This is a genomic window from Pseudomonas citronellolis (assembly GCF_900112375.1).
Lineage (GTDB): Bacteria > Pseudomonadota > Gammaproteobacteria > Pseudomonadales > Pseudomonadaceae > Pseudomonas > Pseudomonas citronellolis.
Window position 1 is genome coordinate 33,306 of sequence record NZ_FOLS01000003.1, and the last position, 26,386, is coordinate 59,691.

24 protein-coding genes and 1 riboswitch are annotated in these 26,386 nt (G+C 67.3%); of the genes, 12 read left to right on the top strand and 12 right to left on the bottom strand.

What is annotated here, in order from left to right:
* Positions 1-147: 147 nt before the first annotated feature.
* The 5 genes from BM060_RS03645 to BM060_RS03665 all read right to left on the bottom strand — a co-directional run bounded on the left by BM060_RS03645 (position 148) and on the right by BM060_RS03665 (position 5,116).
* Complete coding sequence (locus BM060_RS03645; RefSeq protein WP_009617468.1) at positions 148-591, bottom strand: ketosteroid isomerase-related protein; 444 nt, start codon at positions 589-591, stop codon at positions 148-150.
* 86 nt (positions 592-677) lie between these two features.
* Positions 678-1,259, bottom strand: coding sequence for a TMEM165/GDT1 family protein (locus BM060_RS03650; protein WP_116422710.1), 582 nt, complete (start codon positions 1,257-1,259; stop codon positions 678-680).
* 67 nt (positions 1,260-1,326) lie between these two features.
* Positions 1,327-1,477: riboswitch (yybP-ykoY riboswitch) on the bottom strand.
* Between the two features lie 39 nt (positions 1,478-1,516).
* A complete protein-coding gene (locus BM060_RS03655) occupies positions 1,517-2,983 on the bottom strand; it encodes an amino acid permease (RefSeq protein ID WP_074977823.1) in 1,467 nt (488 codons plus the stop codon).
* A 124-nt stretch (positions 2,984-3,107) separates the two neighbouring features.
* Entirely contained in the window at positions 3,108-4,112 is a 1,005-nt protein-coding gene (locus BM060_RS03660) for a methyltransferase (protein WP_074977390.1), read from the bottom strand.
* A 41-nt stretch (positions 4,113-4,153) separates the two neighbouring features.
* Complete coding sequence (locus tag BM060_RS03665) at positions 4,154-5,116, bottom strand: 2-hydroxyacid dehydrogenase (RefSeq protein ID WP_074977392.1); 963 nt, start codon at positions 5,114-5,116, stop codon at positions 4,154-4,156.
* A 225-nt stretch (positions 5,117-5,341) separates the two neighbouring features.
* Here BM060_RS03665 and BM060_RS03670 point away from each other — a divergent pair, with 225 nt between their 5' ends.
* The 4 genes from BM060_RS03670 to BM060_RS03685 all read left to right on the top strand — a co-directional run bounded on the left by BM060_RS03670 (position 5,342) and on the right by BM060_RS03685 (position 9,959).
* Positions 5,342-5,971: a LysE family translocator gene (locus tag BM060_RS03670; protein ID WP_074977395.1), complete on the top strand. Its 630-nt coding sequence runs from the start codon at positions 5,342-5,344 to the stop codon at positions 5,969-5,971.
* A gap of 231 nt (positions 5,972-6,202) precedes the next feature.
* A complete protein-coding gene (locus tag BM060_RS03675) occupies positions 6,203-6,919 on the top strand; it encodes a gluconate 2-dehydrogenase subunit 3 family protein (RefSeq protein ID WP_074977397.1) in 717 nt (238 codons plus the stop codon).
* Entirely contained in the window at positions 6,916-8,694 is a 1,779-nt protein-coding gene (locus tag BM060_RS03680; protein ID WP_074977401.1) for a GMC family oxidoreductase, read from the top strand. The genes BM060_RS03675 and BM060_RS03680 overlap by 4 nt, the downstream gene beginning before the upstream one ends.
* A gap of 11 nt (positions 8,695-8,705) precedes the next feature.
* Positions 8,706-9,959 carry a cytochrome c gene (locus BM060_RS03685; RefSeq protein ID WP_074977403.1) on the top strand — a complete coding sequence of 418 codons (1,254 nt, stop codon included), beginning with the start codon at positions 8,706-8,708 and terminating at the stop codon, positions 9,957-9,959.
* A 38-nt stretch (positions 9,960-9,997) separates the two neighbouring features.
* Here the strand turns inward: BM060_RS03685 and BM060_RS03690 are convergent, their stop codons facing one another.
* On the bottom strand, positions 9,998-11,173 hold the full coding sequence (locus tag BM060_RS03690; protein ID WP_074977405.1) for a thiolase family protein: 1,176 nt from the start codon (positions 11,171-11,173) through the stop codon (positions 9,998-10,000).
* Positions 11,174-11,374: 201 nt separating this feature from the next.
* Here BM060_RS03690 and BM060_RS03695 point away from each other — a divergent pair, with 201 nt between their 5' ends.
* The 4 genes from BM060_RS03695 (at position 11,375) to BM060_RS03710 (ending at position 17,182) form a co-directional block, all read left to right on the top strand.
* Positions 11,375-13,057: a fatty acid--CoA ligase gene (locus tag BM060_RS03695; protein ID WP_074977406.1), complete on the top strand. Its 1,683-nt coding sequence runs from the start codon at positions 11,375-11,377 to the stop codon at positions 13,055-13,057.
* A gap of 200 nt (positions 13,058-13,257) precedes the next feature.
* Positions 13,258-15,135, top strand: a complete 1,878-nt coding sequence (locus BM060_RS03700) for a DUF1302 domain-containing protein (protein WP_074977407.1) — start codon at positions 13,258-13,260, stop codon at positions 15,133-15,135.
* 112 nt (positions 15,136-15,247) lie between these two features.
* Entirely contained in the window at positions 15,248-16,621 is a 1,374-nt protein-coding gene (locus BM060_RS03705) for a DUF1329 domain-containing protein (RefSeq protein ID WP_009617481.1), read from the top strand.
* A 120-nt stretch (positions 16,622-16,741) separates the two neighbouring features.
* Positions 16,742-17,182, top strand: a complete 441-nt coding sequence (locus tag BM060_RS03710) for a response regulator (RefSeq protein ID WP_169720925.1) — start codon at positions 16,742-16,744, stop codon at positions 17,180-17,182.
* A gap of 478 nt (positions 17,183-17,660) precedes the next feature.
* Here BM060_RS03710 and ypfJ read toward each other — a convergent pair whose 3' ends face one another.
* Together ypfJ and BM060_RS03720 are read right to left on the bottom strand one after the other, a co-directional pair.
* A complete protein-coding gene (gene ypfJ, locus BM060_RS03715; protein WP_074977409.1) occupies positions 17,661-18,542 on the bottom strand; it encodes a KPN_02809 family neutral zinc metallopeptidase in 882 nt (293 codons plus the stop codon).
* 67 nt (positions 18,543-18,609) lie between these two features.
* The gene (locus BM060_RS03720) at positions 18,610-19,470 is read right to left on the bottom strand and encodes a PhzF family phenazine biosynthesis protein (RefSeq protein WP_074977411.1); all 861 of its coding nucleotides are present in this window, start codon (positions 19,468-19,470) and stop codon (positions 18,610-18,612) included.
* A 141-nt stretch (positions 19,471-19,611) separates the two neighbouring features.
* Here BM060_RS03720 and alaC point away from each other — a divergent pair, with 141 nt between their 5' ends.
* A complete protein-coding gene (gene alaC, locus BM060_RS03725; protein ID WP_043313643.1) occupies positions 19,612-20,835 on the top strand; it encodes an alanine transaminase in 1,224 nt (407 codons plus the stop codon).
* A gap of 277 nt (positions 20,836-21,112) precedes the next feature.
* Here alaC and BM060_RS03730 read toward each other — a convergent pair whose 3' ends face one another.
* Positions 21,113-21,547, bottom strand: a complete 435-nt coding sequence (locus BM060_RS03730; protein WP_074977414.1) for a DUF411 domain-containing protein — start codon at positions 21,545-21,547, stop codon at positions 21,113-21,115.
* A gap of 173 nt (positions 21,548-21,720) precedes the next feature.
* Here BM060_RS03730 and BM060_RS03735 point away from each other — a divergent pair, with 173 nt between their 5' ends.
* The 3 genes from BM060_RS03735 to BM060_RS03745 all read left to right on the top strand — a co-directional run bounded on the left by BM060_RS03735 (position 21,721) and on the right by BM060_RS03745 (position 23,084).
* Entirely contained in the window at positions 21,721-22,188 is a 468-nt protein-coding gene (locus BM060_RS03735; protein WP_009617493.1) for a DUF4345 family protein, read from the top strand.
* A 156-nt stretch (positions 22,189-22,344) separates the two neighbouring features.
* On the top strand, positions 22,345-22,695 hold the full coding sequence (locus BM060_RS03740) for a hypothetical protein (protein ID WP_069862010.1): 351 nt from the start codon (positions 22,345-22,347) through the stop codon (positions 22,693-22,695).
* Positions 22,696-22,781: 86 nt separating this feature from the next.
* Positions 22,782-23,084: a DUF1883 domain-containing protein gene (locus BM060_RS03745; protein ID WP_043273615.1), complete on the top strand. Its 303-nt coding sequence runs from the start codon at positions 22,782-22,784 to the stop codon at positions 23,082-23,084.
* Between the two features lie 6 nt (positions 23,085-23,090).
* Here BM060_RS03745 and BM060_RS03750 read toward each other — a convergent pair whose 3' ends face one another.
* From BM060_RS03750 to BM060_RS03760, 3 genes are all read right to left on the bottom strand, one after another.
* Entirely contained in the window at positions 23,091-23,585 is a 495-nt protein-coding gene (locus tag BM060_RS03750) for a DUF4136 domain-containing protein (protein WP_069862008.1), read from the bottom strand.
* Between the two features lie 221 nt (positions 23,586-23,806).
* Positions 23,807-24,898 carry a tRNA (uridine(54)-C5)-methyltransferase TrmA gene (trmA, locus tag BM060_RS03755; RefSeq protein ID WP_074977416.1) on the bottom strand — a complete coding sequence of 364 codons (1,092 nt, stop codon included), beginning with the start codon at positions 24,896-24,898 and terminating at the stop codon, positions 23,807-23,809.
* 122 nt (positions 24,899-25,020) lie between these two features.
* Positions 25,021-26,316, bottom strand: a complete 1,296-nt coding sequence (locus BM060_RS03760; protein WP_074977418.1) for an NCS2 family permease — start codon at positions 26,314-26,316, stop codon at positions 25,021-25,023.
* Positions 26,317-26,386 lie beyond the last annotated feature (70 nt).

Here is a 26,386-nt window from a genome sequence, read left to right on the forward strand (position 1 = left end):
TATCCGCGAATCGCGCCGATACGTCCGGCTATCGCGGACAAGGTCCGCTCCTACGGGGAAATGCCGTGCCTCACCGACAACTGTAGGAGCGGGCCTTGCCCGCGATTTCGCGCGCAAGGCGCGCTCCTACAAGAGAAGGCTGCCGCCTCAGGGCAACGCCTGCTCCGCCAGCGGGCGGTTCTGCAGGCCCATCTGGCTGCGGAAGCTTTCCATGTCGATCAGCGTGCACAGCTCCTGCAGCTTGCCCTGGCTGTTGAACAGCCACAGGGCCATGCCGGGGATGCTGACCACCTTGTCGCTGGCCGGGTAGCCGAAGGCGGGGCGGCTGATGGTGCCCACCAGGGTGCTCCAGGTGAACACCTTGTGGCCCTCGCTTATGCATTCCTCGACCACCACTTCCAGGTCGTCCATGGACGCGCGGATGCCCTCGATCAGTTGCCGGTAGCCGGCGCTGTCCAGGGGCTGGGCGGAGAAGCTGCTCTTGTAGAGGAAGTCGGGGCTGTGCAGCTGGGTGGCCAGGGCCAGGCGGCCCTTGTTCCAGCTCAGGTCGATGTGCTGGCGGGCGAGGCGTTTCAGGTCCTTGTCGGTCATGGCTGTTTCCTTCAGCGAAGGGACGACAGCCACAACTGTAGGACGAAGGCGTGGCGGCAACATTGGCCGCCACGCCGGAGCGGCTGTCAGAACAGCCCTGACAGCTTGGCCGCGTGCCAGGCCGCGGCCAGGCCCAGGACCGCGAAGGCGCAGGCGGCCAGGCGGCGGATCAGCGCCAGCGGCAGGCGTTCGGCGGCGAAGTTGCCGGCCAGCACCACCGGCACGTTGGCCAGCAGCATGCCGATGGTGGTGCCCAGCACCACCAGCCAGAAGTGCGGGTACTGCGCGGCCAGCATCACGGTGGCGACCTGGGTCTTGTCGCCCATCTCGGCGAGGAAGAAGGCGATCAGCGTGGTTAGGAAGGGACCGAATTTCTTCAGGCCGCCCTCTTCGTCGTCATCCAGCTTGTCCGGCACCAGGGTCCAGGCCGCCACGGCGAGGAAGGATGCGGCCAGCAGCCAGCTCAGGGCGGCTTCGGAGAAGAAGGTGGAGACCCATTTGCCTACGGCGCCGGCGGCGAAGTGGTTGACCAGGGTAGCGGCGATGATGCCGGCGATGATCGGCCAGGGCTTGCGGAAGCGTGCGGCGAGGACAAGGGCGAGCAGTTGCGTCTTGTCGCCGATTTCGGCGAGGGCAACCACCAGGATGGGGACGAACAGGGATTCCATCAGGCTTTCCTAAGGGGGCGGGTCGACTAATCACCAATGACACGTGCCATCCGCCCACCCCGGGTCGGATCGCTCGTGTCATAGGTCTTGTCAAACCCGGGCCCGACTGCTGCGGGCCTTGGGGCCGCACGCGCCATGGTCTGCGGACCAAGTGTGTTGACGCGTGCCGGGCGAGGGCGGGAACCGCTCGCGGGAGACTACTCCCCTAGGACGGGGCGCATTCTGCCCAAGTCGTCCGGCTTGGGCAAGCCCGGCGTTCAGTCGACGTCGCGGCCGGAGGTGACGTCCATCTCCTCGTAGCGGACGAAGCAGCTGCCGTTCTTCAGCCGGTAGCCCCACCAGATGACGAGGAACAGCGGCAGGCTGACGTAGGTGGCGACCAGCCCGGTCCAGTCGATCGTCTCGCCGACGAACGCCTGGTAGTTCTGCCCGAGGGTGATCGCCAGGCACAGGGCGAAGGCGAACAACGGGCCGAAGGGGAACCACTTGGCGCGGTAGGGCAGCTCCTCCAGCTTGCCGCCCTGCAGCAGGTAGCCCTTGCGGAAGCGGTAGTGGGAGATGGCGATGCCCAGCCAGACGATGAAGCCGCACATGCCCGAGGTGTTGAGCAGCCAGGTGTAGACGGTCTTGTCGCCGATGAAGCTGGTGAGGAAGCACAGCCCGCCGACCAGCGTTGTGGCATAGAGCGCGTAGCGTGGCACGCCGCTCTGCGAGATCTGTTGGAACAGGCGCGGCGCCTGGCCATGCAGGGCCATGGTGTAGAGCATGCGGGTGGAGGCGTACATCCCCGAGTTGCCGGCGGAGAGGATCGCCGAGAGGATCACCGCGTTCATCACCCCGGCCGCCGCGGCCAGGCCGGCGCGCTCGAAGAGCAGGGTGAAGGGCGAGGTGCTGATGTCGCTGCTGTCGGTCTTGAGCAGGTTCGGATCGGTATAGGGGATGAGCATGCCGATGACGAAGATCGACAGGATGTAGAACATCAGGATCCGCCAGAACACCTGGCGGATGGCGATGGGGATCGACTTGTGCGGGTGCTCCGACTCGCCGGCGGCGACGCCGATCAGCTCGGTGCCCTGGAACGAGAAGCCGGCGATCATCGCCACCCCGACCATGGCCTGCAGGCCGCCGACGAAGGGCGCGTCTCCAGTGGTGAAGTTGCTGAAGCCGGGGGAGTCGATGCCGTGCATGATGCCGAAGATGCTGGCCAGGCCGATGCCGATGAAGATCACCACGGCCACCACCTTGATCAGCGCGAACCAGAACTCGCTCTCGCCGAAGCCTTTCACCGAGAAGAAGTTGAGGCCGAACATGATGGCGAGGAAGCCGGCGCTCCAGTAGATGCCCGACACCTCGGGGAACCAGAAGTGCATCACCAGCTGCGCGGCCACCAGTTCCGCGGCGATGGTCACCGCCCAGTTGTACCAGTAGTTCCAGCCCATGGCGAAGCCGAAGCCATCGTCGATGAAGCGGCTGCCGTAGGTGGAGAAGGAGCCGGAATCGGGGATGTAGGCGGCCATCTCGCCCAGGCTGGTCATCAGGAAGAACACCATCAGGCCGATCAGCGCGTAGGCCAGCAGCGCGCCGCCGGGGCCGGCGGTGGCGACGGTGCTGCCGGAGGCGACGAACAGCCCGGTGCCGATCGAGCCGCCGATGGCGATCATGTTCAGGTGCCTGGGCTTGAGCGAACGCTTCAGGTGCGCTGGAGTCGTCTCCGGCGACTTCACGAAGGTCAGCTCGGCTTCTTTCACGGTGCTTTTCACGGCGATCCTCGGCTCGTGAGGCGCGCCGGCCCGGCGCGCCCTTTCGGTCTGGGTGGAGTGTAGTGGGGCTGCGGCGAGGCGCCCGGGCTCAGGGGCGGCGGGCGCTGTAGATGCGGAAACCGTCGCCCTCGGCGAGGCTGCGGCAGGGGCCCAGGTGCTGTTCGATCAGCGGCGGGTACTTGAGGAAGCTGTTGGCCACCAGGCGCAGTTCGCCGCCCGGGCGCAGGTGTTGCGCGGCTTCGCGCAGCAGGCGCTCGCTGGCCTGGTAGTCGGTGTGCACGCCCTGGTGGAAGGGCGGGTTGCTGACGATGGCGGCCAGGCCGGCCGGCGCCGCGTCGATGCCGTCGCCGCCGATCACCTCGCCTTCCAGGCCGTTGGCGGCGAGGGTCAGGCGGCTGCTCTCCAGGGCGAAGGCGTCGACGTCGAGCAGGCTCAGGCGGCTGCCCGGGTAGCGGCGCTTGAGCACCGCGCCGAGCACGCCGGCGCCGCAGCCGAAGTCCAGCACGTGGCCTTCGGGCAGGCCGTCCAGGTGTTCCAGCAGCAGGGCGCTGCCGCGGTCCAGGCGACCATGGCTGAACACGCCGGGCAGGGTGACCACCTGCAGTTCGCCGTCGGCCAGGGCCAGCGTGTAGCGCAGGGACTGGGCGTGCAGGTCGGGGCAGGGCAGGGCGCCGTCGATAGCGGCGTGCCACAGCTGGCAGTGCCGCGCGCTGTCGAGCTTGGCGGCCTTGGCCAGGGCGCCGAGCTGCTTGGCGGCGCGCTCGACGCCGGCGCGCTTCTCGCCCACCAGGTACAGCTGGCCGCCGGGCACCCGGCTGGCCAGGGCGGCCAGCAGGTAGTCGGTCAACTCGCGGGACTTGGGCAGGAACAGCACGGCGGCGTCGAACTCGCCCTCCGGCGGCGTCACGCCGAAATGGCAGCGTCCCGGGTAGCGGCCGTCCAGCTGCCGCTGCTCGCCGGCGTGCCAGCTCCAGCCCAGGGCTTGCGGCAGCTCGCCGAGCAGGCCGTCGGCGGGCAGGCCTGCCAGCAGCACGCGGCCGGAGAAACGTTCGATCTGGCGCAGCAGCACCTCGCTGGTGGGGGCGTTGGACATGCGGCCTCCTGAAAAAGGGCGCGAGTTTAGCACTTCGCGCTTCAGTCGACCCGCCGCAGCTTGTCGCCGCGGAAGAAGGCCGCGGCGTTGTCCGTCACCTGGCCGACGATGCGCTGCCGCGCCTCGCGGCTGCCCCAGGCGTTGTGCGGGGTGACGATCAGCCGCGGGATGTCGCCGGCCAGCAACGGGTTGCCGTCCTTCGGCGGCTCGACGCTGAGCACGTCGGTGGCGGCGCCGCCCAGGTGGCCGCGGCGCAGGGTGTCGGCCAGGGCCTGCTCGTCGATCAGGCCGCCGCGGGCGGTGTTGACGATGAAGGCGCCGGGCTTCATCAGGTCCAGTTCGCGCTGGCCGATCATCCCGCGGGTCTGCTCGGTCAGCGGGCAGTGCAGGCTGATGGCGTCGACCTGCGGCAGCAGCTCGTCCAGCGCCAGGCGGTCGGCGCGCGGCGGGCGGCCGGGCAGTTGGCCGAGCAGCACGCGCATGCCGAAGGCCTCGGCCAGGCGGGCCACCGCGCCACCCAGTTCGCCATGGCCGAGCAGGCCGAGGGTCTTGCCTTCCAGCTCGACGATGGGGAAGTCCAGCAGGCAGAACTGGGTGGACTGTTGCCAGCGTCCGGCGCGGACCGCCGCCTGGTAGTCGGGCAGCCGGGTGGCCAGGGCGAGCAGCAGCAGGATGGCGTGCTGGGCTACCGAAGCGGTGCCGTAGCCCTGGCAGTTGGCCACGGCGATGCCACGCTCGCGGGCGGCGGCCAGGTCGATGTTGTTGGTGCCGGTGGCGGTGACCAGGATCAGCCTGAGGTCCGGGCACTGGGCCAGGGTTTCGGCGCTGATGGGCGCCTTGTTGCTGATGGCCACGTTGGCCTCGCGCAGGCGCCCGGCGATTTCGCCGGGGGCGCTGGCGGGGTGCAGGACCAGTTCGCCGAAGGCCTGGCGCAGGGGCTGCAGGTCGAGGTCGCCGAGGTCGAGGGAGGCTGTGTCGAGAAAGACGGCGCGAGTGCTGTTCATCGCTGGCTGTACCTTTTGCGGGAAGCGGGGCTGGCGTGAGAACCTGCTCACGATCTGCTGCGCGTCGGCATAACTGCGTTAAAAACAGGCGAGTAATGCTCATTTAGCGGACTAAACTGCGCTTCCTCGCCTGTTTTCGCCTTGTTCTGCTCTAGCTCGCGAGATCGTGAGCAGGCTCTTAAAGTTGCCAGCCTAACGGTTTTTTCCCACCCCTGCGGAGGTTGCATGTACTGGACGGAATTTCTCACCGTGGCGCTGATCCACCTGCTGGCGGTGGCCAGCCCGGGCCCGGACTTCGCCGTGGTGGTGCGCGAGAGCGTCACCCACGGCCGCCGCGCCGGCACCTGGACGGCGCTGGGCGTGGGCTGCGCCATTTCCATCCACGTGACCTACTCGCTGCTGGGCATCGGCCTGATCGTTTCGCAGTCGATCATGCTGTTCAACACCCTCAAGTGGCTGGCCGCGGCCTACCTGTTCTACATCGGCATCAAGGCCCTGCGCGCCAAGCCCAGCGGTGGCGACGGCAGCGTGGATGCTGCCGCGCCCAGCGAACGCACCCCGCGCGGCGCCTTCGTCGCCGGCTTCGTCACCAACGGCCTGAACCCCAAGGCCACGCTGTTCTTCCTCTCGCTGTTCACCGTGGTCATCAACCCGCACACCCCGGTGCTGGTGCAGGCCGGCTACGGCGTCTACCTGGCCTGCGCCACCGCGGCCTGGTTCAGCTTCGTGGCGCTGCTGTTCAGCCAGCAGCGCGTGCGCGCCGGCTTCGCCCGCATGGGGCACTGGTTCGACCGGATGATGGGGGCGGTGCTGGTGGGGTTGGGGGTCAAGCTGGCTTTCACCGAGTTGCGCTGAGGGTTGGGGACTCGCGCTTTTCGTAGGAGCGAGCTTGCTCGCGAACCGCATGGCACCGCGTTTGTTCGCGAGCAAGCTCGCTCCTACGAAAAGCAAAGCGGGTTTTTGATCTTGGATTGCGCGGGGATTTTTGCGGAATCGACAGAGCGTTATTGCAATAATTAGCCTGCTAACTGTGTGGTCTCTATGGCTAGTATCGAAGCGTTTCCTCTTCGAGAAGGTCAACAAACCATGCCAAGGAATGCCTCTGCTGCAGGCCCATCCCGTCGCCGTTTCCTCAAGGGCTCGCTGAGCCTCATTCCCGCCGTGGCGGTGATGGGGACTGGCGTTGTTCGCGCCGAGAGCGCACCGGAGCCGGGCCAGGCCTATCAGCCACGCTTTTTCAACTCCGAGGAGTGGCTGTTCCTGCTGGCCGCCTGCGACTGCCTGATCCCCGATGACGACAACGGCCCCGGCGCAGTGGCCGAAGGGGTGCCCGAGTTCATCGACCGGCAGATGGAGACCGCCTATGGCCATGGCGGCATCTGGTACCTGCAGGGGCCGTTCTTCGAGGCGCCCGCCGAACTGGGCCACCAGAGCCGCCTGAGCCCCAGGGAAATCTACCGCCTGGGTATCGCCGCGCTGCAGCGCCACTGTCGGCAGCAGTTCGCCGGCAAGCGCTTCCAGGAACTGCCGCGCGGCCGCCAGGAGGAATTGCTGACGCAGATGGAGGGCGGCCGGATAGCCTTCGAGGCCTGCCCGGAGTCGATGTTCTTCGAACAGCTCTGGCAGAACACCCGGGAGGGCTACCTGGCCGATCCCATCCATGGCGGCAACCGCAGCATGGCGTCCTGGCGGATGATCGGCTTCCCCGGTGCGCGCGCCGATTTCACCGACTGGGTGGACCAGCCGAACAAGGCCTACCCGCAAGGGCCGGTCAGCATCTCCGGCCAGCGGGGTGAGCTATGAGCGCCACGCGCAGGGAGGCGGTGGACGTGGTGGTGGTCGGCCTCGGCTGGACCGGCTCGATCATGTCCAAGGAACTGGTCGATGCCGGGCTGCGGGTGGTCGCCCTGGAGCGCGGGGAGCAGCGCGACACCTACCCGGACTTCGCCTACCCGAGGATCGCCGACGAGCTGACCTATGGCATCCGCTACAAGCTGTTCCAGAACCTCGCCCGGGAAACCGTGACCCTGCGCCATGGCCTGGCCGACCGGGCGGTGCCCTACCGGCGCCTGGGCGCCTTCCTGCCCGGCAACGGCGTGGGCGGCGCCGGCGTGCACTGGAATGGCATGCACTGGCGCATGCAGCCTTACGACCTGAAACTGCGCAGCAATACCCTGGAGCGGCATGGCAAGGCGGCCATCCCCGAGGGCATGACCATCCAGGACTGGGGCGTGAGCTATGAGGAACTGGAGCCCTGCTTCGATCGCTTCGAGAAGGTCTGCGGCACCGCCGGCCAGGCCGGCAACCTGCAGGGGCGGATACTGCCGGGCGGCAACCCGTTCGAGGCGCCCCGGCATGCACCCTATCCGACCGCGGCGCTGAAGACCTTCTACTCCGGCGAACTGCTGAAGGCCGGCGCGCTGGAACTGGGGCTGCACCCGTTCGCCTCCCCCGCGGCCAACTGCAGCGAGGCCTACACCAACCCCTATGGCCTGCAGTTGGGGCCATGCAACTACTGCGGCTTCTGTGAGCGCTTCGGCTGCTACCTGTATTCCAAGGCATCGCCGCAGTCGACCATCCTGCCGGCGTTGTACCGGCAGGCGAACTTCGAACTGCGCACCCAGGCCCAGGTCATCCGCATCAACACCGACTCCAGCGGCCGCAAGGCGACCGGGGTCACCTACATCGACAGCCAGGGCCGGGAGGTGGAGCAACCTGCGGAACTGGTGATCCTCAGCGCCTACCAGTTGCACAACGTGCGCCTGCTGCTGCTCTCGAAGATCGGCAAGCCCTACGATCCGCGCACGGGCGAAGGCGTCGTGGGGAAGAACTATGCGTACCAGATGAATGCCGGGGTTTCGCTGTTCTTCGACAAGGACACCCACTTCAATCCCTTCATCGGGGCGGGTGGCGGCACCGTGGCGCTGGACGACTTCAACAGCGAGGCGTTCAAGGCCGGGCAGCGGGACTTCATCGGTGGCGCCTATCTGTCGGTAGGCAGTTCGGGCGGGCGTCCGATCCAGCAGGCGCTCCTGCCGGACGATGCGCCGACCTGGGGCAGCGGCTGGAAACAGGCGCTGCGCGACAGCTACGGGCACAGCATGTCGCTGGGCGCCGAAGGTTCGAACATGGCCTACCGCGACTGCTACCTGGACCTGGACCCGAACTACCGCGACGTGCACGGCCTGCCGCTGCTGCGCATGACCTTCGACTGGAAGGCCAACGACATCCGCCAGGGGCGTTTCATGGCCGAGCGGCTGAGCGAGATCGCCCGGGTGCTCGGCCCGCGGAAGATAGTGGTGCACGCGCCGGCCTTCGGCGAGCACTTCAACGCCATCAGCTACCAGAGCACCCACAACACCGGCGGCGCGATCATGGGCGAGGACCCCAGGCAGAGCGTGCTGAACAAGTACCTGCAGTGCTGGGACGTGCCCAACCTGTTCGTCCTCGGCGCCAGCGCCTTCCCGCAGAACATGGCCTACAACCCCACCGGCATGGTCGGGGTGCTGGCCTACTGGGCCGCCCAGGCGATCCGCGAACGCTACCTGCGCGATCCTGGCCCGCTGGTGGACGCATGAGGAGGCCGGCCATGAACATTTCAGCAAGGCTGCTCGCACCACTGCTCCTGGCGTTGTCGGTGGCAGGTACGGCCCGCGCCGACGAGGCGTCGTCCATCGCCCGCGGCGAATACCTCGCCCGCCTGGGGGACTGCGCCGCCTGCCACACCACCGACCCCGCGCGCCCATTCGCCGGGGGCCTGAAGATGGGGACGCCGATCGGCGCCATCTACTCCACCAACATCACGCCCGATGCGCACACCGGGATCGGTACCTACACCCTGGGGAATTTCTCCCGGGCCGTGCGCGGGGGCGTGGCAGCGGACGGTCACCGCCTGTACCCGGCCATGCCCTATCCCTCCTTCGCCAGGATCAGCGACCAGGACATCGCTGACCTGTACCTGTACTTCCGCCAGGGTGTGCACCCGGTGGAACAGGCCAACCGGGCCGCGGAGATTCCCTGGCCGTTGAACATGCGCTGGCCGTTGCAGGCGTGGGACAGCCTGTTCGCCGACAGCGGGCCCTACCAGGACGACCCGCGGCGTTCGCCCGAGTGGAACCGGGGGGCCTACCTGGTGCAGGGGTTGGGGCACTGCGGCAGTTGCCACAGCCCGCGCGGGCTGGCCTTCCAGGAGCAGGCCGTGGATCAGCGCGACCCCCGCTACCTCAGCGGCGGCACCCTGGAGGGCTGGCATGCGCCGGACCTGACCGGCGCCACGCCGGCCAGCCTGCAGAATTGGAGCGAGTCCGAGCTGATGACCTTTCTCCGGACCGGGCATACGGAGCGTACAGCGGCCTTCGGTGCCATGGCCGCGGCGGTGCAGGACAGTACCCAGTACTTCGACGAGAAAGATCTGCGGGCCGTGGCTGTCTATCTGAAATCGCTGGGCGAAGGCCACTCCGCGGCGATGTTGCTGCACGACGATGGCTCCACCTACCAGGCGCTGGCTTCGGGGCAGCCAGCCAGCGAGGGCGCGGCCCTGTACCTCGACAACTGCGCGGCTTGCCATCGCTCGGATGGTGCCGGGTATCGCAATACCTTCCCGCAATTGAAGGGCAACTCGGCGGTGCTCGGTGACGATCCTTCCTCGCTGATCAGCATCATCCTCGAGGGTTCGCGCATGGCGGTCACCGAGGCGGCGCCGAGCGGGCTGCGCATGCCGGACTTCGGCTGGCGGCTGGACGACCGGCAGGTGGCCGCGCTGGCGACCTTCCTGCGCCAGGCCTGGGGGCACGAGGCGCCGACGGTGAGCGCGCGGCAGGTAGCGGCTCTGCGCCGACGCTGAGGTGGAGCGCGCCGCCCGGCGGGGCGGCGCGAAGGGCATCAGAGCAGTTCGACGGCCACCGCGGTAGCTTCGCCGCCGCCGATGCACAGCGAGGCCACGCCGCGCTTGCCGCCCTTCTTCTGCAGGGCGTTGATCAGGGTGACGATGATCCGCGAGCCGGTGGAGCCCACCGGGTGGCCCTGGGCGCAGGCGCCGCCGTAGACGTTGACCTTGGCGTGGTCCAGGCCGTGCTCGCGCATGGCCAGCATGGTGACCATGGCGAAGGCTTCGTTGATCTCGAACAGGTCGACGTCGTCCTTGTTCCAGCCGGTCTTCCTGAACAGGTTGGTCATCGCGCCGATGGGGGCCAGGGTGAATTCGCTCGGGTCCTGGCTCTGGGTGGCGTGGCCGACGATCTTCGCCAGCGGCTTCAGGCCACGGCGGGCGGCTTCCTCGGCGGTCATCAGGACCAGCGCGCTGGCGCCGTCGGAGATGGAGCTGGCGTTGGCCGCGGTGATGGTGCCGTCCTTCTTGAAGGCGGGTTTCAGGCTGGGGATCTTGTCCAGGTTGGCGGTCAGCGGCTGTTCGTCGTCCTTCACCACGACCTCGCCCTTGCGGGTGGTGACGGTGACCGGGACGATCTCGCTGGCCAGCGAGCCATCCTGGATCGCGGCCTGGGCGCGCTTGAGCGATTCGATGGCGTAGGCGTCCATGTCTTCGCGGGTGATGCCGTTCCTGTCGGCGGTGTCCTGGGCGAAGGAGCCCATCAGGCGGCCAGTGCGGGCGTCTTCCAGGCCGTCGAGGAACATGTGGTCCTTGATCTCGGCGTGGCCCATGCGCAGGCCGGTGCGCGCTTTCTCCAGCACGTAGGGGGCGTTGGACATGCTCTCCATGCCGCCGGCGACCATCACCTGGTTGGTCCCGGCCTTGAGCAGGTCGTGGGCCAGCATCACCGCCTTCATGCCCGAACCGCACAGCTTGTTGATGGTGGTGCAGCCGGTGGCGGCGGGCAGGCCGGCGTTGAGCGCCGCCTGTCGGGCCGGGCCCTGCTTCAGACCGGCGGGCAGCACGCAGCCCATGATCACTTCCTCGACATCGCCGGCCTCGATACCGGCGCGGGCGACTGCTTCGCGGATGGCGACGGCGCCCAGGTCGACGGCGGAAACTCCGGCCAGGCTGCCCTGGAAGCCGCCCATGGGGGTGCGGGCGCCGCTGACGATGACGATTTCGGACATGGAAAACTACCTCTTGGCTTTTGTTCTCGGAGTGTTCTGGGGGCTCGGCCGTGAACGACCGGGTGGCGGCGATTCTAGCGCGTGACCCGATCAGGCCAAAGAGTCACCCGCAAATCACTCTTTGGATGGATGATTGGTCATGGTTGCACCTCTACAGTCACCGGCATCGACTCCCATGAAGGTCCCACAGGTAAGCCGAATATGCTCAAGACCCGTCTCCTCCCCGCTGCGAGCAATGCCTACCAGTACCCGTTGCTGATCAAGAGCCTGCTGCTGTCCGGCGCGCGCTACGAAAAAAGCCGCGAGATCGTCTACCGCGACCTGGTGCGCTACAACTACGCCACTTTCAACGAGCGCGTGGCGCGCCTGGCCAACGTGCTCACCGAGGCCGGCGTGCAGGCCGGCGACACCGTGGCGGTGATGGACTGGGACAGCCATCGCTACCTGGAGGCGATGTTCGCCATCCCGATGATCGGCGCGGTGCTGCACACCATCAACATCCGTCTTTCGCCGGACCAGATCCTCTACACCATGAACCACGCCGAGGACCGCTTCGTGCTGGTCAACGCCGAGTTCGTGCCGCTCTACCAGGGCATCGCCGGGCAACTGACCACGGTGCAGAAGACCCTGCTGCTGAGCGATGGCGCCGACAAGAGCTGCGCCCTGGACGACTGCATCGGCGAGTACGAGACGCTGATGGCCGCGGCCAGCCCGCGCTACGCCTTCCCCGACTTCGACGAGAATTCGGTGGCCACCACCTTCTACACCACCGGCACCACCGGTAACCCCAAGGGGGTGTATTTCACCCACCGCCAGCTGGTGCTGCACACCCTGGCCATGGCCTCGACCATCGCCAGCCTGGACAGCATCCGCCTGATGGGCAACAGCGACGTGTACATGCCGATCACGCCGATGTTCCATGTGCATGCCTGGGGCGTGCCCTACGTGGCGACCATGCTCGGTATCAAGCAGGTGTACCCGGGGCGTTACGACCCGGAACTGCTGGTCGATCTGTGGAAACGCGAGAACGTCACCTTCTCCCACTGCGTGCCGACCATCCTGCAGATGGTGATGAACGCCAAGGCCGCCCAGGGCGTGGACTTCAAGGACTGGAAAATCATCATCGGCGGCAGCGCGCTGAACCGCTCGCTGTATGAGGCGGCCCAGGCCCGCGGCATCCAGCTGACCGCAGCCTACGGCATGTCCGAGACCTGCCCGCTGATCTCCTGCGCCTACCTCAACGACGAACTCCTGGCCGGCAGCGAGGACGAGCGCACCACCTACCGGATCAAGGCCGGCGTGCCGGTGCCGCTGGTGGACGCGGCGATCATGGACGAGCACGGCCAGCTGCTGCCGGCCGACGGCGAGTCCCAGGGCGAGCTGGTGCTGCGTTCGCCCTGGCTGACCCAGGGCTACTTCCGCGAGCCGCAGAAGGGCGAGGAACTCTGGGCCGGCGGCTGGATGCACACCGGCGACGTGGCCACCCTCGACGGCATGGGCTTCATCGACATCCGCGACCGCATCAAGGACGTGATCAAGACCGGCGGCGAATGGCTGTCCTCGCTGGAGCTGGAAGACCTCATCAGCCGTCACCCGGCGGTGCGCGAAGTGGCGGTGGTAGGGGTGCCGGACCCGCAATGGGGCGAGCGCCCGTTCGCCCTGCTGGTGCTCTTCGAGGGCCAGCAGCTGGACGCCAAGGGGCTGAAGGAACACCTCAAGCCTTTCGTCGAGCAGGGCCACATCAACAAGTGGGCGATTCCTTCGCAGATCGCCGTTGTTACTGAAGTTCCCAAGACCAGCGTGGGCAAGCTGGACAAGAAGCGCATCCGTGTGGATATCGCTCGTTGGCAGGAGTCCGGCAGCGAATTCCTCTCCGCCCTGTAAGCCCTTCCCTACAAGCTGCGTCCCCCGAGCAAGCGCTTGGCACGGGGCGCAGCCTCTGCTAATCCTTTCTGCGAGCCGTCTAGCTTGCGGCTCGTTGCCGCAGCGACGCGCTAAATCACACTTTCGAGGGATCAAGCCCGCCGGGGGGCTGGCTATAGTCGCTGCCACTCATAACAAAAAACACACATGGAGTAGCGTCGATGACACAAATGAAGAAGATCTGGCGCCTGGCTCGTTTGCCATTGGCCGTCAGCCTGGCTTCCACGCTTGCCACCCCCGCTTCGGCGGTCACCTTCAACATCGGCGAGATCGAGGGCTCCTTCGACTCCAGCCTGTCGGTCGGCGCCAGCTGGTCGACGCAGAATCCGGACAAGAACCTGATCGGTTCCAACAACGGCGGTCACGGCCTGTCGCAGACCTCCGACGACGGCCACCTGAACTACAAGGCCGGCAAGACCTTCTCCAAGATCTTCAAGGGCATCCACGACCTGGAGCTGAAGTACGGCGACACCGGCGTGTTCCTGCGCGGCAAGTACTGGTACGACTTCGAGCAGAAGGACGAGAGCACCGAGTTCAAGCCGCTCAGCGACAGTGGCCGCAAGACTGCCGCCAAGGCTTCCGGCGCCGAGCTGCTGGACGCCTTCATCTACCACAAGTACAGCATCGCCGACCTGCCGGGCAACGTGCGCCTGGGCAAGCAGGTGGTGAACTGGGGCGAGAGCACCTTCATCCAGGGCGGCATCAACTCGATCAACCCGTTCGACGTCACCGCGCTGCGCCGCCCGGGCTCCGAGATCAAGGAAGCCCTGGTGCCGGTGAACATGTTCTACCTGTCGCAGAACCTCACCGACAACCTCTCCGCCGAAGGCTTCTACCAACTGGAGTGGGACCAGACGGTGGTGGACAACTGCGGCACCTTCTTCTCCCAGCCGGACGTGATCGCCGACGGCTGCACCGACAACCTGCGCGTGCTGACCAATGCCCAGGCGCTGGGGGCGGGGAACGTGGCGCTGGCCAAGCAGTTCGGCGTGGACGTCAACAACGAGGGCGCCCTGGTACGCCGCGGGCCGGACCGCGACGCTCGCGACAGCGGCCAGTACGGCCTGTCACTGAAGTACTACGCCGACACCCTGAACACCGAGTTCGGTGGCTACTACATGAACTACCACAGCCGCCTGCCGATCTTCAGCGGCCGCGGCGCTTCCCAGTCCATCTACAACCTGGCCAACTCCCTCAGCGGCACCCCGCTGCAAGCCTTCGCCCCGCTGCTGGTGGCGGGCAACTCCTCGTACTTCGTCGAGTACCCGGAGGACATCCACCTGTATGGCCTGAGCTTCTCCACCACCCTGCCCACCGGGACGGCCTGGCAGGGCGAGATCAGCTACCGGCCCAACGCCCCGGTGCAGCTGAACACCACCGACATCCTGTTCTCCGGCGTGGTGCCGCTGGGCGGCGTGTACGGCAACGCTTCGGTGCTCCAGGGTGCTCCGGACACCGACCAGCACGGCTATCGCCGCAAGGAAATCACCCAGCTGCAGACCACCTTCACCCACTTCTTCGACCAGGTCATGGGCGCCGAGCGTCTGACCCTGGTGGGCGAGGTGGGCTGGACCCACGTCGGCGGCCTGGAAAGCACCTCCAAGGCGCGCTACGGCCGTGACCCGGTGTTCGGCCCCGGCCCGCTCCCGGCGACCGGCAACCTGAACACCTGCCAGGTGCTGAACAACTCGACCCTGGGCAGCGCGCCGAAGAACAACCTGTCGCGCAACTGCGAGAACGACGGCTTCACCACCGCCGACTCCTGGGGCTACCGCATGCGCGCCATCTGGGACTACAACGACGTGTTCGCCGGGGTGAACCTCAAGCCCAACGTGGCCTGGTCCCACGACGTAGACGGCTATTCGCCCGGCCCGGGCGGCAACTTCGAGGAAGGCCGCAAGGCGATCAGCCTGGGCGTCGACGCCGACTACATGAACACCTACACCGCGAGCCTTTCCTACACCAACTACTTCGACGGCAAGTACTCCACCCTGGTCGACCGCGACTTCGTCGCGCTCAGCTTCGGCGTGAACTTCTAAGCGGCACCCGCGCCCCGCCCGGGCCCGGGCGGGGCGCCAGCAGACAGAGATCGCGAGCGCGGCGGCGCGGCCGCTGCGCGAGCAGTAACGACTCATCGAGGACGACGCGATAATGAGAACAACAAAGAGACTGCTGCAAACCGGCGCACTGGCCCTGGGCCTGAGCCTGCTGGCCACCCAGGTGATGGCTGCGGTGTCCGCCGCCGACGCCGCCAAGCTGGGCACCACCCTGACCCCGGTCGGCGCCGAGAAGGCCGGCAACGCCGACGGCAGCATTCCCGCCTGGACCGGCGGCCTGCCGAAGAACGCCGGCGCCGTGGACAGCAAGGGCTTCCTCGCCGACCCCTTCGCCAGCGAGAAGCCGCTGTTCACCATCACCGCGCAGAACGTCGAGCAGTACAAGGACAAGCTGACCCCCGGCCAGCTGGCCATGTTCAAGCGCTACCCCGACACCTACAAGATGCCGGTGTACCCGTCGCACCGCACCGCCACCCTGCCTGACTCGGTGCTGGAAGCGACCAGGAAGAACGCCACCGCCACCAACCTGGTGCAGGGCGGCAACGGCCTGCAGAACTTCCAGACCGCCAACCCCTTCCCGATCCCGCAGAACGGCCTGGAAGTCATCTGGAACCACATCACCCGCTACCGCGGCGGCCACGTGCGCCGTCTGGTGACCCAGGCCACCCCGCAGGTCAACGGCAGCTACTCGCTGGTGTACTTCCAGGACGAGTTCGTGTTCCGCACCGACCTGAAGGACTACGACCCGAGCAAGCCGAGCAACGTGCTGTTCTACTTCAAGCAGCAGGTCACCGCCCCGGCGCGCCTGGCCGGTAACGTGCTGCTGGTGCACGAGACCCTCGATCAGGTCAAGGAACCGCGTCTGGCATGGCTCTACAACGCCGGCCAGCGCCGTGTGCGCCGCGCCCCGCAGGTGTCCTACGACGGCCCCGGCACCGCCGCCGACGGCCTGCGCACCTCGGACAACCTGGACATGTACAACGGCGCGCCGGACCGCTACGACTGGAAGTTGGTGGGCAAGCAGGAGCTGTACATCCCGTACAACAACTACAAGCTCGACGATCCCAAGCTGAAGTATGCGGACATCATCAAGCCCGGCCACCTCAACCAGGACCTGACCCGCTACGAGCTGCACCGCGTCTGGCATGTGGTCGCCACCCTGAAGGCCGGCGAGCGCCACATCTACGCCAAGCGTGACTTCTACATCGACGAGGACACCTGGCAAGCCGCCGAGATCGACCATTACGACGGCCGCGGCACCCTGTGGCGCGTAGCCGAGGCCTTCTCGCAGTACTACTACAACAACCAGGTACCGTGGTACACCGCGGAAACCCTGTACGACCTGCTCTCCAGCCGCTACCTGGTGCTGGGCCTGAAGAACGAGGAGAAATCCGCCTACGACTTCAACTACAGCGCCTCTGAAAGCGACTTCACCCCCGCAGCGCTGCGTCAGGAAGGCGTGCGCTAAGTCGAGTCGCCTTGCTGAAAGCCGGCCTTCGGGCCGGCTTTTTCATGGGCCCCAGGGTGGCTACGGTGGCGTGGCAGAATGCCGCTATACTCACGGCAAAACGCCGCCATGGGTGAGCCCTTGCCTCACGCGTACCGCAACCTGCTCGACGACGAAGAGATCGAGGCGCTGCTGGAAATCACCGTCCGTCCCGAGCGCCCCCCGACGGTGCTGCTGGTGGACGACGACCCGCAGGTGCTCGCCGAGATGCGCGAGCTGATCGAAAGCGCCGACCTGCAATGCCTGACCGCGAGCAACAGTGCCCAGGCCCTGCGCCGTATCGGCCGCGACGAATCGGCCATCGACCTGCTGGTCACCGACCTGTGCATGGAAGGCGAGGGCGCCGGCCTGGAGCTGATCCGCCAGCTCCACGCCCGGGGCACCTTCCTGCCGATCATCGTGCTCTCCGGCACCACCCGCGCCCGCGACGTGGTCGAGGCGATGCGCCTGAACGTGCTGGACTTCCTGCTCAAGCCGGTGGAGCCGGAGGAGTTTCTGCGGACGCTCAAGCGTTGCCTGTGAGGCCCCTGGTCATCTCCGCTACGGGGGAGGAACACCGCGCTTTCCCGGCTACCTGTAGGAGCGGGCCCTGCCCGCGATTTCGCGCGCAGGGCGCGCTCCTACATGGGAATGGCGCAGGTGGGGCGGCGTAGGAGCGGATCTCATCCGCGAACCGCGCCGATATGTCCGGCCATCGCGGACAAGGTCCGCTCCTACGGGGGGAGGAATACCGCGCTTTCCCGGCTACCTGTAGGAGCGGGCCCTGCCCGCGATTCGCGCGCAGGGCGCGCTCCTACATGGGAATGGCGCGGGTGGGGCAGCGTAGGAGCGGATCTCATCCGCGAATCGCGCCGGGATGGCCGGTTATCGCGGACAAGGTCCGCTCCTACGGGGGGAGGACCGTGCTTCCCGGCTACCCTACATTGCAGGTGAGCACGGCTTTTCGTGGGAGCGAGCTTGCTCGCGAACATGTCCGCGCGGCGGAATCCCTTCGTACTGGTTACAACGCCTGCGCCTTGAAGGTATCGCACTTGCCCGGCGAGCCCGAGTCGAAGCCGAGCTTGAACCAGCGCATGCGCTGCGCCGAGGTGCCGTGGGTGAAGGAGTCCGGCACCACGGTGCCGCGCGACTGCTTCTGCAGGCGGTCGTCGCCGATGGCGTTGGCGGCGTTCAGCGCGCTTTCGATGTCGCCCGGCTCCAGCCATTGCAGGCGCTTCTGGGCGTTGTTGGCCCATACGCCGGCGAAGCAGTCGGCCTGCAGCTCCAGGCGCACCGACAGGCCGCTGGCGCCCTCCATGGGCGCGCCGCGGCGGCGCGCGGCCTCGACCTTGGCCGAGATGCCCAGCAGGTTCTGCACGTGGTGGCCGACCTCGTGGGCGATCACGTAGGCGCGGGCGAAGTCGCCGGCGGCAGAGAAGCGCTGCTCCATCTCGCGGAAGAAGCCCAGGTCCAGGTACACCCGGTGGTCGCCGGGGCAGTAGAACGGGCCCACCGCCGAGGAGGCGAAGCCGCAGGCGGAGTTCACCCCGCCGTTGAACAGGATCAGCTTGGGCTGCTCGTACTGGGCGTTGCTGTGGGCGAAGATCTGCCCCCAGGTGTCCTCGGTGTCGCCGAGCACGGCGCGCACGAAGTCCACCTGCGGGTCGGCGCCGGTCGCCGGGCGGCCCTGCACCTGCGGGCGCGCCGGGGCCTGGCCGGCGTCCATCTGGCCGAGCAGGCTGCCGAGGATCTGCATCGGGTCCTGGCCCATCAACAGGCCGACCACCACCACGATGGCCACCCCGCCCAGGCTCAGGCCGCGGCCGCCGATGCGCATGCCACCGCCGCTGTCGTCGCGGGCATCCACCACGTTGTCGCTGCGTCGTCCTTTGCGCCAGAGCATGGCGTCTTCTCCTGAAAGTTCGTGGATTGAGTGTCGTCGGCGCCCGGCCGACCCGCCAGGCCGGCCGTCAGGCCAGCGCGCAGAGCAACTGGGCGTGGGCCAGCAGTTGCACCTTGCCGCCCACCTGCACCTGGTCGTCGTCGCCGACGCGCACTTCCAGCAGGCTGGGGCGACCGGCGAAGCGGCCCTGGTTCAGCTCGAAGGTCTCGCCGCGACGGGCCTTGCCCAGCTCCACCAGGTAGGCGGCGACCGGGCCGGCGGCGCTGCCGGTGGCGACATCCTCGACCAGCCCGGCGTTGTCCCAGGTGCGGCCCTCGCGGTTATCCACATCCAGCAGGAAGACGAAGGCCGCGCCCAGGGCGGCCAGGCGCTCGCCCAGCTCGGCGCGCTGACGGATGCGCCCGAGAGCCTCGCTGCGCACCGGCAGCAGCACGTAGGGCAGGCCGGTGCTGATCACCTGCGCCGGGTAGTCGGCGAGGTCGCCCGCGTTCAGCGAGAAGGCTTCGGCGAACCAGCGACGTTCCTCCGCGTCGAGCACGGCGCCGAACTGCGCCTGGCCCTGGTTCATCTGCGCGATGAAACCGTTGCCGTGGCGGCGGGTGGTGAGGTTCACGTCCCTGGTCGCCAGCTGCAGCGTCCAGTGCTCCTGTTCGCCACGCTGGTGGATGTGGTGCAGCAGCGCGGCGGCGCCCAGCAGCGGGTGGCCGGCGAAGGGCAGTTCTTCCTCGGGAGTGAAGATGCGCGCGGCGTAGGTGTCCAGCTCGGCGCTGGGGAACAGGAAGATGCTCTCGAACTGGCGCAGCTCCTGGGTCAGCGCCTGCAGCGTGGCGTCGGCCAGGCCGCGCGCGTCGGCGAACACCGCCAGGCCGTTGCCGGCCAGCGGGCGGTCGGCGAACACGTCGAGTTGCCAGTAATGCAGAAAGGACATGGTGCTCCCGTGGAAAGTAGGGCTCGACAGCGAGCCTAGCGGCGGATATGTTCGCCGACAAGAAAAGCCCAGCTTTTCAGGCCACCGCAGTGGCCGGCGTCGCTCGGACGGTTCCGGGCGCTTACGTTCACCGAGGAAATCATGACTGAACCCCGTTCAGCACGCCGTTTCGCGCGTATCGACCGTCTCCCGCCCTACGTCTTCAACATCACCGCCGAACTGAAGATGGCCGCCCGCCGCCGTGGCGAGGACATCATCGATCTGTCCATGGGCAACCCCGACGGCGCCACCCCGCCGCACATCGTCGAGAAGCTGGTGCAGGTCGCCCAGCGCGAAGACACCCACGGCTACTCCACCTCCCGCGGCATTCCGCGCCTGCGCCGGGCGATCTCGCACTGGTACAGGGAGCGCTACGCGGTGGACATCGACCCGGAAACCGAGGCCATCGTCACCATCGGCTCCAAGGAAGGCCTGGCGCACCTGATGTTGGCCACCCTGGACCACGGCGACAACATCCTGGTGCCGAACCCCAGCTACCCGATCCACATCTATGGCGCGGTGATCGCCGGCGCCCAGGTGCGCTCGGTGCCGCTGGTGCCGGGGATCGACTTCTTCAACGAGTTGGAGCGGGCGATCCGCGAGTCGATCCCCAAGCCGAAGATGATGATCCTCGGCTTCCCCTCCAACCCGACCGCGCAGTGCGTGGAGCTGGACTTCTTCGAGCGCGTGGTGGCCCTGGCCAAGCAGTACGACGTGCTGGTGGTGCACGACCTGGCCTACGCCGACATCGTCTTCGACGGCTGGAAGGCGCCGTCGATCATGCAGGTGCCGGGGGCCAAGGACATCGCGGTGGAGTTCTTCACCCTGTCCAAGAGCTACAACATGGCCGGCTGGCGCATCGGCTTCATGGTCGGCAACCCGGAGCTGGTCTCGGCCCTGGCGCGGATCAAGAGCTACCACGACTACGGCACCTTCACCCCGTTGCAGGTGGCCGCCATCGCCGCCCTGGAAGGCGACCAGCAGTGCGTGCGCGACATCGCCAGCCAGTACCAGGCGCGCCGCGACGTGCTGGTCAAGGGCCTGCACGAGGCCGGCTGGATGGTCGAGAACCCCAAGGCGTCGATGTACGTCTGGGCGAAGATCCCCGAGCCCTATGCGCACCTGGGCTCGCTGGAGTTCGCCAAGAAGCTGCTGAAGGACGCCAAGGTGTCGGTGTCGCCGGGTATCGGCTTTGGTGACTATGGCGATGACCATGTGCGCTTTGCGTTGATCGAGAACCGTGATCGCTTGCGCCAGGCGGTGCGGGGGATCAAGGCGATGTTCCGGGCGGATGGGGTGTTGCCGAAGGCCAAGGTGGCTGAATAAGGCGGGAATGAATGAAGAAGGGGCGGCCGGTTGGTCGCCCCTTTTTGTTTGTGGGGGGCTGAAGAGCGCCCTCTCCCTAACCTTCTCCCTGAAGGGAGAGGGGACCGTTCGGAGTGCTTGGATGTTCTGGAGTCAGCCGGCTAGCACAGAGATTGCCGGTTGAAACCAGGCCTCCTCTCGGCACGGACTAGCCCCCTCTCCCTTCAGGGAGAGGGCTGGGGAGAGGGAGCGGAGTTGATCCCAGGCTCCAAAGCAGCAGGGATACTCCGAGCCCCCCTCAACGCCCCGGATAATCCGCCAACACCACCGCCTTCCCATCCTTGCCCAACCCCAGCACCTGGTAGGCATCGTAACGCCCACCCATCTCCATCCCCGGCGACCCCATGGGCATCCCCGGCACCGCCGCGCCCACCAGGTCGGCGCGCTCGTGCAGCTCGAGCACTTCGCTGGCCGGCACGTGGCCTTCGACGAACTTGCCGTCGATCACCCCGGTGTGGCACGAGCCCATGGCGTAGGGCACGCCCAGGCGCGTCTTCACCGCGCTCATGTCCGCCTCGACGTGGTCGTTGACCGTGAAGCCGTTGGCCTGCAGGTGCTTGATCCAGTCCTTGCAGCAGCCGCAGTTGGCGTCGCGGTGCACGTCGATGGTCAGCGGCTGGGCGGCCTGGGCGGTGCCGGCGAGGAGGGCGGCGAGAAGGAGGATGCGGCGCATGGGAAGCTCCTGTCAGAACGAAATCCGTGGAGCATACTCTCAGGGACGGCGGCGCCCGTCCCTGCTCTGTATCAGCTTATGACGCCGCCGGCGAACTCGGCGTGCCGAGCAAGGTCTGTGTCCTTTATCCATCTTCATTTTGCCGAGGGCTGACGGGCCCCAGGAGGAACAGGATGCTCTTCGCCCGCTTCGTCTTGCTGCTACAGGCCCTGGTGTGGGCCGGCCTGGGCCTGCTGTACTGGGTGCGCCCCTACGAGATGGCCAACCTCAGCGGCATGCTGCTGATGGAACCGGAGTCGGTCAGCGACGCCCAGGTGTTCTACGGCGGCCACCAGTTCGCCCTGGCGCTGTTCCTGCTGTTCGCCCTGCGCCGCCGCGAGCTGCTGCGCGCCGGGCTGATCCTGGTGGTGCTGGTGCAGCTCACCCTGACCCTGTCGCGGCTGCTCATCGCCTGGTCCTCGGGCCTGGGCATCGACACCGACGCCACCCTCTACGGCCTGGTCTACCGCGGCAGCGTGTCGCTGCTGGCGATCTTCGCCCTGTACTGGCTGGAGCGCGGCCGGCGCGAGCCGGAGCCGGCCGAACCGCTGCCGGAGGCGCCGGTGGAGAAGGTGCGCGACGCCGACTTCGAAGGGCTCTGAAACAAGGTCCGAATGACTCTGCGGCGAGTCAGGATGACTCCGCCGGATGATGTCATTTAGACTCCTTCATCGCGCCAACCCTTGATCCATGGGCCCTCGGGGGCTGGCACGCTTGCTGTAATGGCTTGGCTACCTTCAAACGCCAATGGAGCGATCATGAAAGTAGCGAGCCTGTGTGCAATGGGTGTGGTGCTGTTGTCCTGCGCGGTGGCGCAGGCGGACCAGGTGGTGGCTGAACGGCCGGACAACACGGTCGGCGGCGGTTTCGGCGCGGGCAGCGGGGTGCTGATCGGCGGCGCCCTGGGCGGGCCCTTCGGCGCGCTGGCGGGGGCCGGCATCGGCTGGTTGGCCGGCAGCAGCGTGCAGCAGGCCAGCGGCGCCAGCCAGAAGGCCTACGTGGTACAGGCGGAGGACGGCGGCCAGCGCACCGTGCGTTCGCCCAACGCCGAGTTCCAGGTGGGCCAGCGCGTGGAGGCCGACGGTATCCGCCTGCGCGCCGCGAACTGACGCGCATCCGCCCGGCGCCGCTGGGGCGGCGCCGGCTTCCGTGCTATCGTTGCGCCCCGTTCGACCGTCACCCGCAGGCCCGCAACATGAAATTCATCCACAAGCGCGAACACCTCAACGAGGGCGACCTCGTGGTCATCGAATGCTCGCGCACCTGCAACATCCGCCTGATGACCGACGCCAACTTCCGCAGCTTCAAGAACGGCGCGCGCCACGCCTACCACGGCGGTGCCTTCGAGCGCTTCCCGGCGCGCATCCGCGTGCCCAGCACCGGGTTCTGGAACGTCACCCTGGACACCGTCACCCGCCGCGCCATCAGCGTCACCCGCAAGCCGGACTTCAGCTACAGCATCAAGTTCGTGCGCAAGACTCCCTCCAGCTACAGCTGAGCCGCCTCAGGGGCGGTGCGCCGGGAAATCCTCCAGCAGCTTCGCCAATGCCTTGTCGAAAGCCTCCTGGCTCAGGTTCGGGTCCTGTAGCTGGCTGCTCAGCTGCGCTTCGTAGAGCACTTCGCGGCTGCGTTCGTCGACGATGCGCATGACCAGCCGCGCCAAGTCGGAATCGGCGAACTGCGTCTGGTTCACCACGCCTTCCTGGGTCGCCACCGGGCGCTGGATCACCCCGGTCTGGCGCTCCAGGCCCAATGCATAGAGCACACGCAATTCGCCATTCTGCGCCTGGAAGCGGTAGCCCTTGGCTTCCAGGGCGCGGCGCAGGGCGGCGTCGAAGCGCTCCTCCAGGTCCAGGCGATGGCCGGGGGCGCGTACCGCCTGGATGGAGAAGCTGCCCTGGTGGCCATCGGCGGCCGGGGAGACCGTGACTTTGGCCGGGTCGCTGCCGGCGCAGGCGGCCAGCAACAGGGCGAGCAGGGGAAGCAGGAAGCGGTGCATGGCGAGGCTCTCTTGTGGTTATCCACAGCAGCCTAGCCGGCGGCGCGGTGCGCGCCGCCCAACCCAGGTTGGGTTAGCCTCAGAGTCTGTTCACGATCTCGCGAGCTAGAGCAGAACAAGGCAAAAACAGGCGAGGGAGCGGAGTTTAGGCCGCTAAATGAGCATCACTCGCCTGTTTTTAACGCAGTTATGCCGACGCGCAGCAGATCGTGGACTGACTCTCAGCGGCGTTCCAGTAGCACGCCCGCTTCCATGTGATGGGTATAGGGGAACTGGTCGAACAGCGCGCAGCGCGTCACCTGGTGGGTGTCGTGCAGTTGGGCGATGTTCTGCGCCAGCGTCTCCGGGTTGCAGGAGATATAGAGGATGCGCTCGAAGCGGCGGGTCAGCTCGCAGGTGTCCGGGTCCATGCCGGCGCGCGGCGGGTCGACGAACACGCTGCCGAAGTCGTAGCCCTTCAGGTCGACGTCGGCCAGGCGGCGGAAGGGGCGCACCTCGTTCAGCGCCTGGGTCAGCTCCTCGGCGGACAGGCGCACCAGGGTGACGTTATCCACAGCGTTGTCGGCCAGGTTGGCCAGGGCGGCGTTCACCGAAGTCTTGCTGATCTCGGTGGCCAGCACCTTGCGCACCCGGGTGGCCAGCGGCAGGGTGAAGTTGCCGTTGCCGCAGTACAGCTCCAGCAGGTCGTCGTCGCGCTGGCCGAGGGACTCGTAGGCCCAGTTCAGCATCTTCTGGCAGACCGCGCCGTTGGGCTGGGTGAAAGCGCCTTCCGGCTGGCGGTAGCGGAAGGTCCGCCCGGCCACCTGCAGTGCTTCCTCGACATAGTCGCGGCCGACCACCAGGCGCTTGCCGCGCGAGCGCCCGACGATGCTCACGCCCAGTTCGGCGGCCAGCTGTTCGGCGGCGGCCTGCCAGGCATCGTCGATAGGGCGGTGGTAGCAGAGGGTGATGAGCGCGTCGCCCGCCAGGGTGGTGAGGAATTCCACCTGGAACAGCTTGTGGCCCAGGGCGCGCTCGGCCCAGGCGGCTTTCAGGCGCGGCATCAGCGCGTTGATGCGCTGGCTGGCGATGGGGAACTGCTCGATGTAGATGGGCGTGTGCTTGTCGCCCTGCTCGAACATCGCGTAGTGCCGGCTTTCGGTCCCGGCATCGCGCCACAGGCGGAACTCGGCGCGCAGGCGGTAGTGCTCGCGGGGCGAGTCGAACATCTGCGGCTCGGGCGCGGCGAAGGGCGCCAGCAGCTCGCGCAGGCGCGCGGCCTTGTCGGCCAGTTGGGTGTCGTAGGTGGCGGGGTCGAAACGGGGACTGCTCATGGGGAACTCTTGCTGCGCGCGGTGGCGGGCGATGGATTTCGTTGCGCCCGACCCATCCTGCAGGTGATTCGCGGGATGGGTGGAGCGAAGCGATACCCATGCTGCACGGGTATCGCTATCGGTCAGGCGTTGTACCAGCCCAGCTTGATGACGAACAGCACCGAGAGGATCACCAGCGCCCAGTTCAGTTCGCGGAAGCGGCCGGACAGCAGCTTGCAGGCGGTCCAGGTGATGAAGCCGAAGGCGATGCCGTTGGCGATGGAGAAGGTCAGCGGCATGGCCAGGGCGGTGACCACCACCGGCGCGGCCACGGTCAGGTCGTCCCAGTCGATCTCGGCCAGGCCCGAGGCCATCAGCACGGCGACGAAGAACAGCGCCGGCGCGGTGGCGAAGGCCGGGACGTTGCCCGCCAGCGGGGCGAAGAACAGCGCCAGCAGGAACAGGACGGCGACCACGATGGCGGTCAGTCCGGTGCGCCCGCCGGCGGAAACGCCCGCGGCCGACTCGATGTAGCTGGTGGTGGTGGAGGTGCCCAGCAGCGAGCCGAACATGGCCGCGGTGCTGTCGGCGATCAGCGCGCGGCCCATCTTCGGCATGTGCCCGTCCTTGCCCATCAGCCCGGCGCGCTTGGCCACGCCGATCAGGGTGCCGGAGTTGTCGAACAGGTCGACGAAGAGGAAGGCGAAGATCACGCTGGTCAGGCCGATGTCCAGGGCGCCTTTGATGTCCAGCTGGAGGAAGGTCGGCGCCAGCGACGGCGGCATCGACACCACGCCGCCGAACTGGGTCACGCCCAGGGCGATGGCGACAAAGGTCACCACCAGGATGCCGATCATCACCGCGCCGGTCACGCGGCGGGCTTCCAGGGCGACGATGAGGATGAAGCCGAGGATGGCCAGCAGCGGCTCGGGCCTGGCCAGGTCGCCCATGCCCACCAGGGTGGCCTGGTTGGCGACGACGATGCCCGACTCCTTGAGCGCGATCAGCGCCAGGAACAGGCCGATGCCGGCGGCGATGGCCGAGCGCAGGGCCAGCGGGATGCTGTTGATGATCCATTCGCGGATGCGGAAGATCGAAATGATGAAGAACATGCACGCCGAGAGGAACACCGCGCCGAGCGCCACCTGCCAGGTGTGGCCCATGTGCAGCACCACGGTGTAGGTGAAGAAGGCGTTCAGGCCCATGCCCGGGGCGAGGGCGATGGGGTAGTTGGCGATCAGGCCCATGATCGACGAGCCGATGGCCGCGGCCAGGCAGGTGGCGACGAACACCGCGCCCTTGTCCATGCCGGTTTCGCCGAGGATGCTCGGGTTGACGAAGAGGATGTAGGCCATGGTCAGGAAGGTGGTGATCCCCGCCAGGATCTCGGTGCGTACGTTGGTATTGTGCGCCTTGAGTTGGAACAGCTTTTCCAGCATGTCGTGCTCCCGTGTTTGGGCGTCTTGTCGGCTCGACCGGTCGGTCAGGATTGGCCGTCTTGCGCGGCCT